Source organism: Streptomyces sp. NPDC059080, from assembly GCF_042739975.1.
Lineage (GTDB): Bacteria > Actinomycetota > Actinomycetes > Streptomycetales > Streptomycetaceae > Streptomyces > Streptomyces benahoarensis.
This window is the reverse complement of record NZ_JBHYGX010000001.1, coordinates 52,012-69,288: the sequence shown is the minus strand read 5'-3', so window position 1 is coordinate 69,288 and position 17,277 is coordinate 52,012. Positions and strand designations below refer to the sequence as shown.

Annotated in this window: 1 protein-coding gene (only partly in view); it reads right to left on the bottom strand. The window is 69.9% G+C overall.

The whole window is internal to a hypothetical protein gene (locus ACFWWQ_RS00165; RefSeq protein WP_384587529.1) on the bottom strand: the coding sequence, 44,616 nt in all, runs 11,621 nt past the left edge and 15,718 nt past the right edge, and what appears here is coding positions 15,719-32,995, spanning codon 5,240 (partial) through codon 10,999 (partial); reading right to left, the first codon wholly in view occupies positions 17,273-17,275. Both the start codon and the stop codon lie outside the window.

Sequence of the window (17,277 nt, the reverse complement as noted above, 5' to 3'; positions counted from 1 at the left end):
GCGTCAACTCCTGGTCGGCGGAACGCTGCTCCCACCCCCGCACAAACTCCTCCGCCGCACCGACGACCTCGCCAACGCTACGAAACGGCCCGGAAACAGGAACCGACCGCGAAGAAGACCCGGCAGAGGCCCCCGCGGACGACACCGACGGCTCCACGGACGAACCCGACGCCTGCACCCACGAGGAGCCCGCCACCGGACCCCCGTCACGACCGTCCGCCGCATTCCTGTCCAGCACGTAACGCTGGTAGATGTCGTTGGCAGCCGAGCGAATACCGTCCACCGCATCTTCATCCGTCGCCCGGTCGTTCGGCCTCAGCCTCCGAAGAACCTCCGGCCCCAGTTGCTGGAGATACGTCGTGAATCCCTCGTACAACGCAGGCGACACGGGCGGAGTGTGACCGTCATACACGGCCAGGTACGCACTGATCGCCTGCGCATACGTCTCCCGCTCACGCACCCCCTGCACCTCAGCCAACGAGCGCGACGCCACCTCCGCAAACCCCTGGGGAGCCCGACGCAACGAACGCAGCGCCTCCTCCACCACACCGGACACCACCGGCCCACTGCCCGCCCCCGACGACGACTGCCCAACCCGCCGCGACCCGGACGAACCCGCCACACTCCCACCAGTGTTCCGCCGCCGAACCCGGTCCTTCGGCATACCACCCGACAACCCACCACGCTCCGCCGGAATCCGCGACACCAGCGTGGCCGGCAGCCCAGGCACCCGCGCCCTCGCCCATTCATCCGACAACGCGTGGAACTGCCCCTCCCCAAGCATCACCCGAAGCCCCGCCAGGAACGCCTCCCGCTGCTCTGGCATCAGCACCTCCCGCAGCTCCTGCGGCAACTCCGCGAACTCCCGCTCCCGCTCCGCCCGAGTCAAGTGCTCTGCCAGCTCACGCGCGGCATCCGGCCCATGGTCGAGCAACGCCTGCTCCACCAACTCCCGGGCCTCCTGATACCGCGCCCACGCATCGCCCCCGATCGCCATCGGCCACGACAGATACCCCGCCGCCAACCCGGCAAGCTCCGCGAGCTCGGCACCGAACAGCACCTGCGAGCCCTCAGTCCCCAAACCGAAACTCTGCCCCGCTGCACCGAAAGCTCCCCGCCCGCCCGGGACCTGACCCTGCATACCGCCCTGCGGAAAGCCCTGCCCACCAGGCGCCGGAGGCTGCGAGCTCACATGCGGCGGGTTCGGTACGGAGCCGCCGGACGGCTGCGGGCCGCCCGAACCACCACCGGGGAATCCGAGCCCCGTGCCGCTCGCCCCACCCGAGAAGGGGCCGTCATCGTCCAGGAAGTTCAGGAAGTCCAGGAACCCCTGCTCGGGCGCCTCAGGCCCGACCGGTTCCAGCTGGAGCCACCTGCGCCCATACACCATCTCGTCCACGACGACCACGAACTCCGGCGACTGCGGAAGCAACACCACCCCCGACTCGCCCCCGGAGCCCTCCCAGCCCACCGGGATGCGCCGCCCGCCCGCATGGTTGACACACACACCGACATGCCCCGGCGACGGTGCATCACCCGACTGCGGCGACAACACCGACCACGGCTCCAGGACAACCCGGGAACCGAGGGAATAAGCAGCCTCCTCGATCCCGTCCATCCACAGGTACGCCGCTCCGTCATGCACATCGAACGTGCCGGCCTTCTCCGCGACGAGCTCCCGGAACACATCGCCAACAGGGCCCGCACCACGGATCAAGTCCTGAGCCGCCCCGCGCGTCTGAGCATCACCCAGCCAACGCGTCAGCGCCTCACCCAAATCAAACGTCCCCGCCCGCTCCGCCTCCGCCAACCCCGCAGGCAACGCCCCCCGCAGGACGGCATAGGGGCTGTCCCACAAACCCGGAGGCGCATCAGCTCCACCGCCCGCCGGACCCCCCGGCGCCTGCTGCTCCACACCCTCCATCGCACCACCGGAACCGTCGTTCCACACGAAGTCATCCCAAGTGAGACCACCATCGAGAACCTCCTGCAGGCCCCCGGACGCCTGCTCCTCCACACCCTGCATCGCGCCACTGGAACCGCCGTCCCACACGAAGTCATCCCAGGAGAGACCACCATCGACAACCTCCTGCAGGCCCCCGGACGCCTGCTCCTCCCCCAGAGACATCGGCGCGTTCATCGGCGCGTTCTCCGATGCCTCCCCCATCAGCTCACGGAAATAGTCCCCGAGCGGGTCATGAGCTGCCCCCGACTCCCCGTCCGCCAACGGCATCGGCGTGTCTTCCAGCACCGGCTCGATCGCCTCGCCGAGCGGCCCCCCTCCCGAAGCGTCCGGACCACTGCCGCCCTCCAGGCCGGTTCCAGCCGAGACCGCCGCGCCACCCGAGACCACCGCAGCTTCGGACGGCCACTGCGTCACCGCCGGCCTGCCACCACCCGAAGACTCCGGCTGACCACCCAGCAACCCCGGATGACTCCTGAGGTATGCGTCGCGGAACTTCAGGAAATGGTTGGCCAATTGCTGCCTGCGGCGGAGCGTATCTTTGTTGACCTCCTCCGACTCAAAGTCGACTTCCTCCGACCCAAAGACCTCAAGGAGATATTTCCTGTACTCCTTGTCCTTGGACGGCAGGACCTTCACGTCCAGAAGTTTCCGACTGCTCTCGGCCGGGTTGCCCCCCACCACATACTTCTCCCACAGGAGAAAATACCGCACCTGCATGGCGGCGTGTTCCTTGACACTTCCCTTCTCCCTCTCTGCCTCCTTCCTCGCCACTTTCTCATCCGTCGTCTTTATCAGGTCTTCCCGCCAAGCCTGCAGAATCTCGGCCAGCGGGCCCGTGGCATACCGCTGCTCGATAAGGTTGTCCAGATCGAACAGCGAGGAGGCCCACACACCGGTGCCCAGTTGCCGGCGCTCAGGCTTGTCCAAGTACGTCAGAAGGGAAGTTGCGGCTATCCGTCGCCATCCGGAAAGGCCGGCTTCACGACTCGCGCCCGCGCCTTCTCCCGCCCCCAATGCGTCCTTCAGATGGCCCAGCATCGCCTCCTTCTCTTCCTGGGGCGTGGCACCTGTGCCGACCACCGCACTGTGCGCCTCCCGCCACCAGTTCCGGATCCAGTCGGCGTAGCGCACACCCATCTTGGGGCGCAGCCCCGACCACACCAGCCATTTCCTGACTTCCGCCACGAACGGGTGGTCCGGGGAACCGTGCGCCTGCGCCATTTCCTCCAGCAGGCTACGAACGGTAGGCGCGTCGGGCTGCAGCGCAGTCCACGGCTCCAGCGCGGCCTCCAGTTCTTCCGCCCATTGGCCTCGCTCACCCTCAGGAAGATCACCGAGCATCCCCTGATCGCAGATGCCCTTCAGGAGGTCTTCCGCCCTTTCGACGAGCGACTGCCAGAACGGAAGATCGTCGGCAGCAAGCGTGTCGGGATCCACTGACATCAGATCCCCCACGACACTCTCGATTTCCGACAGCACATCGGTGACCGTCACGGGCCGGCCGACTTCCAGTACGTCAGTCCGCCCCTCGGCCGGAGCGTCGCCAGAGGGCTGCCCATCCGCGGTGCTCCAGCTCTTCAGGTAAGCCGAAAAGCCACGCGCCACGGACTTGTAAACAGGGATGGAAAGCTCGTCCAACATCCCTTTCAGATACTCGCCGAAGGCCGCCAAAAGATGACCTTCGGCGCTCCGCGCCTCACGAACCTGCTCCGGAGCAGCACGCCAAAGTTTCTCCAACCTGATCATATATTTGTGTCGGCTTGAAGGGCTGAGTTCCAGGCTGTCCAGCCACTCGTTCACCGCCGTGACAAACGGGTGATCCTCCGCCAGCTCACCTTCCCAGACAGACTGTTGCGAGGCGTGCGGACCGCTGCCGCTCTCCGGGTTGAGGTATTCGTCGCGGAACTTCAGGAAACGGCCAGCCAGTCGCTTCCTTCGCCGGATATTTTCATTGACCTCCTCCGCTCCAGAAACCTCAAGGAGGTATTTCTCGTACCCATCATCATCGAATGGCAGGACCTTCACATCAAGAAGTTTCCGACTGTTCTCGACTGGGTTGTCCCCGACCACATACTTCTCCCACAGGAGAAATTCCCGCACCTCCTCGGCGAGGTGATTCCTCACAACTTTCTTCTGCTTCGCCGTCCCCTTCTTCTCCAATTTCTCACCCGTCGCCCTTATCAGGTCGTCCCGCCAAGCCCGGAGAATCTCGGCCAGCGGGCCCGCGGAATACCATTGTTCGAGAAGATCGTCCAAATCACTGAGCGAGGACACCCGCCCGCCTAGTTGATCAACGGCAGAGAAACCGGTCCGCGAGGCGGTGGCACCGGGTGCGGTACCGACCTCGTCCGTTGCCGTTTCCATGGGCGCATCGGTGACCGTCACGCCCCGGCTCTTCAAGTGATCCGAAAAGCGACGCGCCACGGACTTGGAAGCAGGGTCGGAAAGGGCGCCCAAGGTCCGTTCCAGATGCTCGCCGAAGGCCGCCAAAGGATGACCTTCGGCGCTCCGCATCTCACGTGCCCCTCCCGGAGCATCGCGCCAAATTTTCTCCAACTTGGTCGTGTAATTGCGTCGGCTTGAAGGGCTGAGTCCCAGACTGTCCAGCCACTCGTTCATCGCCATGACAAACGGGTGATCCTCCGCCAGTTCACCTCCCCGGCCGGACCGCTTCGAGGACCAGGCCGCCATCCCCGCGGGCTCGTCGGCGACCATCGCGGACGACACCGACGGCTCCACGGACGAACCCGACGCCTGCACCCACGAGGAGCCCGCCACCGGACTCCCGTCACCGCCGTCCGCCGCATTCCTGTCCAGCACGTAACGCTGGTAGATGTCGTTGGCAGCCGAGCGAATACCGTCCACCGCATCTTCATCCGTCGCCCGGTCGTTCGGCCTCAGCCTCCGAAGAACCTCCGGCCCCAGTTGCTGGAGATACGTCGTGAATCCCTCGTACAACGCAGGTGACACGGGCGGAGTCTGACCGTCATACACGGCCAGGTACGCACTGATCGCCTGCGCATACGTCTCCCGCTCACGCACACCCTGCACCTCAGCCAACGAGCGCGACGCCAACTCCGCAAACCCCTTGGGTCCCCGTCGCGACGAACGCAGCGCCTCCTCCACCACACCGGACACCACCGGCCCACTGCCCGCCCCCGACGACGACTGCCCAACCCGCCGCGCCCCGGACGGACCCGCCACACTCCCACCAGTGTTCCGCCGCCGAACCCGGTCCTTCGGCATACCACCCGACAACCCACCACGCTCCGCCGGAATCCGCGACACCAGAACCGCGGGCCACCCCCGCACGTACGCCTGCGCCGAGTCCGGCAGCGCGCCGTACTGCCGCTCCGTGAGCACGACCGGCTGCCCCGCCTCGAAGGATGCCCGCTGCTCCGGCGTCAGCGCCTCCCGCAACTCCCGCGGCAACTCCGCGAACTCCCGCTCCCGCTCCGCCCGGGTCAAATGCTCCGCCAGCTCACGCGCGGCATCCGGCCCGTCCATGAACAGGGCCTGCTGCACGGCGTCCCTGGCCTCCCGCGCGCGCAGGAGGTACGTGTCGCCCCGCGTGATCGCCACCGGCCAGCGCAGATACGACCACGCCACGTGCGCGCGCGTCCCCGGGTCGGTCAGCAACTCCTGCGGAGCGACCCCGTGGTGTGCCGCGGCCTCGTTCAGCGCGTGCGGCACGCCGCCCAGCACCTTGGCCAGCGCCACGAGGTGCGCCGCCGCGTCGCCCGTCAGGCCCGGGGCCCGCAGTGTGTGCGGCACGGCCTTGAGCTGCTCGGCCAGGTCCACCAGGTGGGGCACCGACTCGCCCGGCAGGCCGAGGTTGCGGGCGAGGCCCACCAGTTCCTGACCGTCGAACCACGGGTGACGGTCCTTGTTGTTCAGCTCGCTGAACCGCTTCCGGTCCAGCCCCAGTGCCTGGGAGCGCCACGCGGAGACGACCGTCCTCAGGTCGTCGCGGTGCTCGGCGGCGTATTCCCACAGCGCACGGCGCTGCGCGGGCGTCGCCTCGTCATAGCTCACGGGCATCAGGCCGGACGCCTGCGCGTCCCGCGTCACATACGCTGCGAGACCGGGAAGTTCCTCGGTTCCGGCGCCCCATGTATGGAGCGTGGTGAACAGCGACGTCACGTAGGCAGCTTCGGGGCCGCCACGCATGAGCAGATCGAGGACGTTGACGCCGTTCTGCTCCAGCAGACTCTCGAAGCGCTGCGCATGCCAGCGGAGGAGGTTTGCGCCCCTCTCCGCCTGGGCCAGCAGATCGCCCCGGAGCACGCGGAGCAGGCTCCGCTGCTCGCCGTGCAGGCCGACCTCGTCGGCGACGTACAGCAGGTTGAGGGCCGACGCAGGGTCGACGTGCAGCTCCTCGCCCAACGTGCGGACATCGTCCACCACGGACCGTCCCTCGTCCGCGCTGTACTCGTAGAGCGCGTGCATCAGGTCGCTGTCCGCACCGGTCTGGTGAACGTAGTCGGCCATGGCGCCGAGCGTGACGCCGTGGGAGGCCAGCCGGGTGTACTCCTCGACGCTGCGGTCGCCCCCGGCGTTGCCGCGCCGACCCGCGTTGTAGGCGGCCCAGTCCTCCAGCCTCGTCATGGCCGCGATGCCGCCCGGGGCCACCTCGATCTCGTGCTGAACGTCGCCGCCCCGGGCCGCCGCCGTCCCGTCGATCGTGGCCAGGAAGTCCGCGAAGTGCATGTTCCGCAGTTCGTCGAACGGACGCCAGCCCATCAGCGAGATCACGTGCGGCGGCGACAGCCACCGTCCCGTCCACGCCCGCTCGGCGCCGCCGCCGGGACCCGTGAACGCGGGGTCGGACAGGGCCCGGTACAGCCAGGCGCGGTCCTGCGGCCCGCGGGCACCGGTCAGGGCGGCGACGTCCTTGAGCAGCCGTCCGTACTCAGCGGTTTCCGGGAGGCCGAACACGTCGCAGAAGTGCGAGAAGGCCGCCTGTTCTTCCCTTTCGACGTCCGGCAGACCGGGCCGGAGAGACCAGTGGATGCCCGAGATCTCCCCTTGCTGGAACGGCAGTTGGTCCAGTTCGGTGAGCGCGTCGACGACCCGCTGCACCGCGTGGTCGTATCCGCCCTGCCCCTCCTCCTGGGTCAGCGGCTGGAAGAGACTCCTCAGCTCGTCCGGCGCGGCGAGCGAGTGGAGCCTGTCCAGCCGCGCAGGGAAGCGCCGGAGCACCTGGTAGAGGGAGTGCGGGGCATCGTTCAGCCCGAGGACGTCCAGCGATTCCTGAAGGGCCTCCGGATCCGGGACTTCCTCCGTCTTCCGGACCAGGGCGACGAGGTCGTCCATCGGGACGTCCAGCATGCCGTGCAGGGTGCCCAGCCGCAGGACCTGCTCCGTCGTGAAGTCCGCGAGCATGTCGCCGTGTTCGTCGACCAGTGCGGACGCGAGCCGAGGCGCGACGTCCTCCTGCCCCGGAAGGGGGTTGCGGGTGTCCTCCGGCAGCTCGAAGACCTCGTCGTAGGCGGGCGGGGGGGCGCCGGTACCGGCCGTCGGCACCATGCCGCCCGCGGTGTCCTCGACGTCGTCGATGACCGTTTCGGCGTCGCGTTCCTCGGGCCGGGGCAGCAGCTCGTTCCAGATCCAGTCCATCGAGAGGATCGGCTCCGGAGCCGTCTCCGTCACGTCCTGGGGAGCCACGTCCCGCGGAGCGGTCGGCTCCGGCTCCCGTTCGCTGTCGTCAGAGGCGTTCGGAGTGTGCTGCGGTTCTTCCTCCAGGGGAGGCGCGTCGGGGCCGGACGCCTCGTGGTCCTGCGGGGTTGCTTCCGCGAGGGCGGTACCACGGTTGGGCCACCAGTCCCGGACCTGCCGGCCGAACTCGGCGGGCCCGGCATCGCGCAGACCGGCCACGGACCGTCCCTGAGACACGAGATGGTTCCGGAACGCGGCGAGGTCGGCGACGCTGAGCAACAGGCCCTGGTCGGTGAGGAGGCCGAGGTCCTGCGGCTCGTAGCCGGCCCGGGCCAGTCCGTCACGCACCGCAGTGGCGAGTGCTTCCACCGTCGTGGCCCCCGCCCGGGCGGGGAGGAGGCCCTCCGGGTCGAGGACGTCCAGCTCGTTCGGCTCGATGCCGAGCTGGTGCGCCAGCCCGGTCAGGTCCGGGACGCTCAGCATCCAGACCTCGGCCAGCCAGCGCACCGTCTCGTCATCCGCCGGGGCGGGGCCCTGCGGCGGCTGGTCGTCATCCGACACGTCCTGGCCGTACCGCACGGACTCGTCGTCCGACGCGTAGTGCCCGTACCGCACCTGCTCGTCGTAGCGCGCGCGATTGTCGTACGGCGCATAGTCGTCGTCCGACGCGTAGCCGTCCTCGCTGCCGCTCTCGACGTGGTCGTCGAAGTAGCCGCCACCGAACTCCCCGGTCGGGGTGAGCGCTCCGCCCCTGCCGGTCTCGACCTGGTCGTCGAAGTAGCCGCCGCCGAACTCCCCGGTGGGAGTGAGGGCTCCGCCCATACGCGACCGCGGTGCGCCGTCCTGGGACGACGTGACGGCGCCCGACGCGCCCGGCCCGTACGGGTCCGGGCTCAGCCGCCCGTCCGGGTGGGACGACGACGGGGCGCCGCCGTACAGGCCGGTGCCGGAGACGGGTAGCCCGTGCTGCACCAGCAGCTGATCGGCGGCCTCCCTGGCGTCCTCGACCGAGTCGAACGTGCCCCTCTTCGCGGCGAGTTCGGCGGCCACCTGCCGCATCTCCCGCTGCTCCGGGCTCGGCGTGCTGCCGGGATCGGAGAGCACCGTGCCACCCCGCAGCAGGCCCATTGCCCACTGCATGTCTTCCGAGACCGGGGTGTGGTCATCGCCCGTGCTACCGGCGGTCCGGTCGGTGGCGTCGGCCTCCGAGGGCTGCGGGACGGCCGGTGCCTTCTCCTTCTTCGTTTCGGAGAGCCCCTGGGGACCGGGCGCCGGCTCGCCGCCGGTGCCGCTCGGGCCCGAGGCGGTCTCGCTCGCACCGGTCAGCGTCGCGTAGATGTCGTCGAACGGTGCGGAACCATGCGGTTCCGTGTCGGATTCGGTCAGCGCGCCTTCTTCGTGGACGACCGCGGCGGCGTCCTGATCACCGCCCGGGCCGCCGTTGTGCCCGGCTCCGGCCTGGTCGTGGTTCCCGGCGCCGTCCTCGTCGGCGGGGTCGTGCTCCGTCACAGTCCGCGTGGTGTCCTCGACGGGCGCGGAAGCCGCCGCGTGCAGCGCCTCGTTGAGGAGCCGGGCCAGATAGGCATGCTGCTCGGGCGCGAAAAGGGCGTGCCCCTCGGGCGTGGCGGACGCATACGGGCGCCACAGCACCTCGCGCATGTGCCGTGCCTCCGGCAGCCAGGCGGAGTGACCGTCCCGGACGAGGGTGGCCACGGCCACCAGGTGCTTCACCCACGTCAGCTTCAGCTGATCCGTGTCCGGCTGGGGCTCGTCGTTCCGGACAGTCCTGTCCCCGTGCGCGAACGTGTCCCCCTCGGCGGGCGTTTCGACCGGGCTCTGGGCCCAGGGCCGAATGCCCTCGGGCAGTTCGTCCGTGGCCGGCAGGAGCGCCTCCAGCAGCGCCTTCCGCCGTGTGGCCGCCTCAGCGCGGAGCGCCGGGCTCACCGCGCCGTTCCGGTCCAGCTGCTCCAGCTCGGCCAGGAGGTGCCAGCCTTCCTCCTGCCATGCCTGCGGCACGGCGGTGTCGTCGGGCCGCTTCTCCCACCGGCGGAACAGGGCCTTTGTCGCGTAGATGAGTTCGTCGGGGGTGCGGGCCGGCCGAGGTGCCGTCTGCGACAGAACTTCCTGCCGCACGGTCGCGGCACCGGCCGGTGACGTCGACGGCTGCGACTCCGCCGCCTCCGTCTGCCCCTGCCCCGTCACCGGGGTGCCGCCGGAGCCGGAACCGCTCGCCCCGGAGAATCCTGCGGTCGTGGGCATGGGCCTGTCCTGGCCGCCGGGCAGCCCCGGCCTGAGGGTGATCCCTAGGGCGCTCAGCTGCCGATCAGCCTCCTGCCGCGCTGCCTCACCGCCGTCATCCGCGGGGAACTCCCCGCGGCGGCGGGCGATGTCCATCAGTACGCCCCCCACGGCCTCCTGCATCCGAGGGGAGTTGAAGACCAGTGGTCCGCGCAGGAGGCCGGCGGCCCACCGCCTGTCCTCCAGGGAGACGTCCCTCTCCGCCGGTACCTGCGGGGGCGGGGCCGGAGCAAGCCGGTCCTGTGTCCAGACGCCGTTGTGGGGACGGCTGATGATCCGGCCGTAGACATGGGTCTGCTCGTCGAGTTCGCCGGTGTGGACATGGGTGACTTCCCAGTCGAAGCCGCCTGCGAGCAGCAGTTCCCGCTCGGCGTCTCCCTGGAGGGCGACGTCGCCGAGGTAGAGCGCCGGCGCGCCCTCGGGCACCAGCAGATGCAGGTGGTAGGGCCGGCCCTGGAATTCCTCGGCGATCCGGCCGAGGGAGGTCGACACGTAGCGGACCTCGTGCAGGATCAGCCCCGGCGTCACCTGGCTGGCGTCGGGGAAGTAGTCCGCCTCCACTCCCTTGACCACGACCAGGGGGCGGGGGACAGGGTGCGTTCCGAGGGCCTCGTCCAGAGCCCGCATGTGCCGTTCGGTTGCGGCCAGGGCCTCCTCGAGGAAGTCGAGGCCCGACATCGGCGTCGCTTCACCGCCGATCACGACCCCGTCGATCGGGGTCCCGTCGGCCAGGATGTCGTCGTAGTGTTCGTCCGGGTTGATGCAGTGGTACTCGCGTACGACGCGGAGGAAGCGGGTGAGGGTGCCGTCGCCGGCTTTCAGGTCGTAGGCGAGCGCGTTGAGTTCCTTGCTCGTCGGCGTGTAGGGCAGCCAGCGGACCGGGGAGTCCCCGGGGTCGCTCGTATAGTCCAGCAACACTTCATCCAGATGGGTGTCCAATGTCTCGATGTGGGCATTCCAGTGGCTGGTCCCGAAGTCGACGCCCTCCCCCGCCGACGAGAACGTCAGGGCATGCGGGAAGAGACGCTGCTCCATCTCCCTGTGTTCATTGTCCAGTTCGCCGCTCTCGGACGAGTCCGACTGCGTGTCCTCGCTGCCCGCGAGGTCGTCCGGCTCCTGCGCCTCGCCCGGGCTGTGTGACGCACCGTCGAAGCCGCCGTCCAGGTCCTCGGACATCTCGGCGTCACCGGAGGACGTGGAGGCCCCGGACATCGACATGTCGTCGTCGGATGGGGCTGCTTGCACGTAGGGGCGGGATTCCAGCCACGGCCGGAGCATCGCGGTCAGGCGCTCGGTGAGCTGGCGCCGGAGGGCACCGGACAACGAGCTGAGAGCCGGCTCCTCCCACAATTGCTGACGGTGCCTCAGGTATTCGCGTGCCAGGAAGTCCGTCAACTGGCTTTCGGAATCGGACAGCCGGCCCGAAGAGCGCTCCTCCTTCAGGACCCTCTCGACCCGTTCGAGCTCCTGCAGCCAATTCTGCCGCGCGCTCACGTCCGCGAAAGGCGATGCCGTATCGCGGGGGTGGAACCCCTGCTCCAGCGCCACCACAGCCGCGAGCACCGTCTCCCGGCTGTATCCGGAAGACGCGGCGGAGGGCATCCCCTGGGACGAGGGGAGACGCAGCACACACTTCCACGCCTTCTCGGACAGCGCGGCCTGCGCCATCGGCGGCAGCGGCCGGCCCCCACTCGGCTGGAGGAACCACCTCAGGTCGCGCAACAGTGACCGGACGGACTTCGCCCACGGCGGTTCACCGTCCAACTGCCCGACCGTCCGGTGCAGCGCCGCCAGCGCCGCGTCGGACGGCCGATCGGCATGAGCTCCGTCCTCCGGCTCCAGCACACGCAGGAGGCCCAACCGCAGGTCCTCGCCGAGGACACCGGTCTCGATCGGCTGGTGGAGGGCGGACAGCAGCTCCTGACCGTGCTCCAGGTCCTGCGGAGTCCAGTCGGCCCGGTCGGTGTTGTCCATGTGCGCCAGGTACGTCCGGACGCTCTCGCCGAGCACATCGGCGGCAACCAGCCCGTCGAACTCGTCCACATCCATGACACCGCCGGTCGGGAAGCCGCCCGGCTGCCCGCTCCCGCCGCTCCCCGACCCCGACGCGCCGCCCGCACCGGACCCGCTCGCCTGGCCGGAGACCTGTCCCGGAGCGGGGGTGTTGCCCCAGGACGCGCCGCCCCCGAGACGCTGCTGGCGCTGCTCCTCCGTGCCGATCCACGACGTGACGGTGCCCGGCGCGCCGTCGATCAGGCGGGACTGCTCCGTCGTCAGCTCTACCCTCTCGCCCGCCAGGAAGGCCGCCCGCTGGTCGTCCGTGAACCGGTCCCGCAACTGCTGCGGAAGGGCGTCGAAATCGTCCTTCCGCTGCTGTGCCGAAGCCTTCCGCGCCGCGTCTTTCGCGCCCTCGGGCCCCTCCCAGAACAGCGCCTTCTCGACCTGTTCGAGGGCCCAGCGCCGGTCGGCCCGACGCCGTCCGGCCTCCTCCGCGTCGAGCGGGAGCATCGGCCACTTCAGGATGCCGGAGACCAGCGTCACGCGCTGCTCCGCGCTGAGCGCCAGCAGCTGGGAAGCCGTGAAGCCGAATTTCTCCGCGACCTCGCGCAGCGCGACCGGCACGCCGCCCAGTGCATCCGCCAGCTCCACCAGGTTGTCCGCGTCCTCGCCCGTCAGCCCCAACTCCTCGGCAAGGTGCCTCGGGGCGGCCTGGTCGTCGTACGGAGCCGGATAGGTGAAGGTCTCCCGCCACTCGGCGATCCGGGCCTCCACGGCGTCCCGCGACTCGCGAAGCGCGTACAGCGTGCGCAGGTCCCCCTCGCCGCCGACGAAGCGGAGGAATCCCTGGAAGGACTGGGGCAACTCCTCCGACGGTCCGGTCTCCCAGAACTGCGACTCCTGCACCGCGAGGCCGAACAGCCAGTTGCGGAGCTTGGGGTCGGAGGCTCCGAGGGCGGACAGCTCCCGCTCCACGTCGCGCACCAGACGCTCGTGGGGGCGCCGCGGCGACAGCGGTCCGGTGTCCTGACGCAGCGCGCTCAGCCGGTCGGGGAACAACTGCACGAGATGCCGGGGATCCACACCCAGATCACGCGCCGCGCGGTAGAGATCCTTGGCGACGGGCATGCCGAGGCGGAACGCGAGCGAGGGGATGTCGGTCGGCACACGTCCGCTCACCCGGCTGAGCCGGATCAGGTTACGGATCTCCTGTACGCCCAAGGTGCTCCGCAGGTGCTCCAGCCGCTGCGGGTCGAACCACGTGTGCCGCATCTGCAACCGGAGATAAGCCTGGTCCATGTCCCAGCGCCGGGCCCAGTCCGCGATCTCCCAGTCCGACAGCACGAGCCGCTCACGGGCGCCTTGGGTACCGGCGGGGACGGAGACGGACTCGTCGTACGACGGGAGGTCCTGCGTGAGGCCCTGGCCCGCGTCCCAGTAGTCCATGAGCAGCAGGCGCGTCTCGTCGGGCTCCGCGGCACGCAGGTGTTCCGTGACCTGCTCCAGCGTCGGCGCCGCGAGGGCCCTCTTGGCGTAGTCGAGGAAGTGCTGCATCGTGCCGTGGACGATCCGGCGGTCCCTGTCGCGGATCGACGTGTCACCGTCCGGCCAGGGCATCCCCTCGCGATGGGCGAACTCCAGCAGCCAGCGCGCGGCGTCGAGATCGACACCCCTCCCGTCGCGTGTCATGACGGGCGCGCCGAAGCGGCGCAACTGACGGTCCACCATGGCGCGGAAGTGCTCCGCAGTCCGGAACGGCACGTTCTGGTCCACCCGGCTCAGCGAGTGGGGGAAGGCGTGGGCCAGATGCTGGGGGTCGACGCCCAGATCCCGCGCCACCCGGTAGAGGTCCTTGGCGACGGGCATGCCCAGTTCCCCGGCGAGGGCGGGGATGTCGGTCGGTACCCGCCCGATGGACCGGCTCAGTTCCGCCAGGTGCGCCATGTCCCGCACGCCCAGGTCGCGCCGGAGCTGCATCATCTGCTGCGGGTCGAACCACGCGTACCGGCTGAAGTCCTGGAGGCCGGCCGGGGACAGGTTCATCTCCCGGGCCAGTTGCCGGGCCTCCTCCCGGGAGTAGGCGGGGTGCCGGTAGCCGGGCGGCTCCTCCTGGGGCGGCGCGGTCACCTGCGGGAGCTGTTCCGTGGCCGTCTGTTGCTCGGTGAGCTGTTCCTCGGTGAGCTGTTGCTCGTGGACCAGCCCGTCGGTCTGTTCCCCGGTGGCCTGCTCCCCCTGCGCGTGGAGCTGATCGATGAACTGCTGCAGCGGCGAAACCGACCGCAGGTCCTCGTCGGTCACCTGACGGCGGATGGAGGGCTTCCTGTCGCCGCTCGCCTCGTCGCCGCTCGCCTCGTTGCCGCTCGCCTCGTTGCCGATCACCTGCTGCTGGACGGGCTCGTCCGCCACCGCGTGATTCCGGGCAGACTCCTCCCCCGCCACCTGCTCACCGGCGGACTGCTCCGCCGCGAGCTGGTGGTGAAGGGTCTCCTCCTCCAGCTTCTCCAGCAACTGCATCGCACGGCGTGCGAGATCGTCCGTCGACGTGTTGCCTTCCGGGTCGCCGACGGACGGCGTGCTCCCGGTATCGGAGACAGACTCCTCGCCCGGTTCGGCGGCAGGAGTGGAAACGGTGTCGTCCGCTGTGCTGTCCTTCGGAGTCAGCACCGAGAAGATGTCGTTCCCCAGCCCATCGCCGGGCGCCTCGGTGCCCTCCGCCACCTGTTGCTCCGTCGGCGTGACCTCCGTGGGGCCGGTGGGCGTGACCGGGTCGATGAGCGGGTCGGGGCCGGGCGTGCCGGGGGTGTGCTCCGGTTCGGTGTGCTGCTCCTGCTCGGGGTGCTGCTCCTGCTCGGGGTGCTGCTCCTGCTCGGAGGAGACGACGGGCGACGCCCCGTCACCCGTGTCGCCGTCGTAGTGGTTGGTGCCGTTGTAGCGGAAGACGACGGGGGCGCCGGTGAGCGGGCCGATCGGTGCGTCGAGGTCGTCGGTGTGGGGGCGGCTGACGTGGATGCGGGCGTCGAACGCCGCCGCCAGGACCGGCAGGAGGAGTTCACCGGAGTGGGGTGTGGCGTAGTCCCTGTCCCAGGCTTCCACGGTGGCGCGCAGGTCGGCGAACTCCGTTTCCGTCCAGCCGGAGGCGTGCTGCCAGGCGTAGTCGGAGAAGAGGCCGAGGGCGTTCTCCTCCAGCGCGTCGAGGAACTGCCGGACGCCGGTCTCCGCCGGTGCGGGGAAGGAGCTCTGCGCGTACTCGTGCGCGATTTCGCGAGGCATGGGCTCGCGCCCGTTGACCAGGCTCTTCTCCCATGCGTCCAGCCAGGACTCGCGGAGTGTCTTCAACTCATCGATGTCCCGGAAGCGTTCGGCCAGTTCGTCCCGGGTCACCGCGCCCGACGAACTCCGGTGCCCGCGGACCATCGAGTCCCTCGCGAGCCGGGGCGACATCGTGCGGACGTCCTCGGTGAGGAGGTCCATGACGTGGCGCTGCATGAGAAGTACCGCGCGGCGGAACGGCGATTCCTGCGCGTGGCTGCCGAGGGCGGCCGCGCGGAGCGCCTGCGGGTCGCGCAGCAGGGCATCCACCTCGGGGTCACCCTCCAGGCGGCCGGAGCGTTCGAGCTGCCGGCGGACGTGTTCCGGGGCCCCGACGAGGAGCGAGGACAGCTGGCACCAGCCGTCCTTCGGCACCGGCAGGGCCGTGCCGGGCAGAGGAGTGCTCCGCTGCGGGGTGGCGGGGGCCCGTTCCGTCAGGGTGCCGCCGAACGTCTTGGGAGCGGCCGGAGCCTTGCCCTTGTCGGTGCTGCCGGACGGCCGGGAGAGCTGCTGCGTGCCGTTCGGCGGTGCCGGGGACTTCGCGGTGTCGGACGCCGGCTGCTCGGTGGCCGTGGTCTGCGGCGTGCCGGCGGTGGTGTCACCGTCCTCCGCAGGCCGCGGCAGGAGGGCCTTGACGGTGTCGTCCTCCAGCAGAAGCGTGACCTTGGGCAGCGACGGGTCACGGTCGCCGTCCGGGCCGTTGGGGTGGAAGATCTCCACCGGTACGCCGGGACGTACGACGTGGACCTCGACCTTGTAGGAACGGGCGAGGAGCAGCGGGGCCAGGTAGAGGTCGGCGTACTCGCGGTCCTTGGTGCCGGAGCGGCGCAGGTCGGAGTGGGCGGGCCGCTCGATCTGGAGGGCGAGCAGTTCGACGCGGGCACCGTGGGGCAGCGGGATGTTGGTGTGGAGGACGCCGTCCTGGGCGAACTCCTTCGTGTGGGCCGCCGACAGCGCGCCGACTCCGGCCAGGTCGAGGTCTTCCTGGGTGAAGACGTCCCGGCCGGGGTCCAGCTGGAGCCACGTGTTCTCCAGGGTGGGCGCGAGCACGCCCGCGGGCTTGCCGTCCCGCTCTAGCCTGCCGTCCTCGCGGAGTTGGCCGGCCATCCGGCGCCGGACGTGCTGCGAGATCTCCTGCTGGGTGCCGCCGTGCAGCGGTTCGGGCAGCTGCGTGCCGTGGGCGGCGAGGTGCTTCAGGCCCTCGTGGAACGAGAGCATCAGCCCTTCGCCGTCGGTGGCGTCCGGGTTGCCGGGATCGTGCGGGTCCAGGACGTCGTGGACGGTGCCGTCCTGGTCGGTGTAGGTGGTCGGGGAGCCGGATTCCTTGGTCTCGCCCGCGGTGAACATCGGAGGCTTGTCGTGCTCCTCCAGGTGCTCAACGGCCCGCTGTACGGCGTCGCCGTGCTCCTTGGCGTACTCCTCGACGAGCGGCGGCTCCGGGAACACCGAGGGCCGCTGCGCCGTGGCGAAGTCCAGAACGGCCTGCTTCACGGTGAGGTCGCTCAGCGTGTCCAGGTGCTGGGCGATCTCCTCGGAGGCAGCACGGCGGGCGTCGGAGCCGGCGGGTGCCGCGTCGTGGGCGCGCTGGGCGGCGGCCAGTGCGTGCTGCGCGGTGAGGACGCGGCCGGGCAGGTCGTCGGTGCCCTTCAGCGGTTCGCCGCTGAGCAGTTGGCCGGCCTCCGCCTTGAGCAGTGCGGCCTTCTCCTCCGCCTTGGCGCGCCCCGGGTCGTCCTGCGCGAGCGACGTCGCCAGAACGCCGGCGTCCGCCGCCTCCTTCCGCTTGGTGTCCAGGGCGTCGCGGATGCTCTTGGCGGCCGCCGTGGCCCGGTCGTGGGCCTCCTTGAGGTAGGCCAGTCGGGAGCGGCGCAGCTCCACCAGGTGCTGGAGGGTGCCGGTGTCCTGCCCGCCGGCCGTGGCGTCCTCGACGGCCTGCCGCGCCTTTTTCAGCTCGGCGGACTTCTCCTCCCACGCCTGTGCCAGCGCATGCGCCGTCAGCTCCTCGCGCAGGGCGAGGTGGGCGGGCGGCACGGCGCCGCCGGACCACAGCG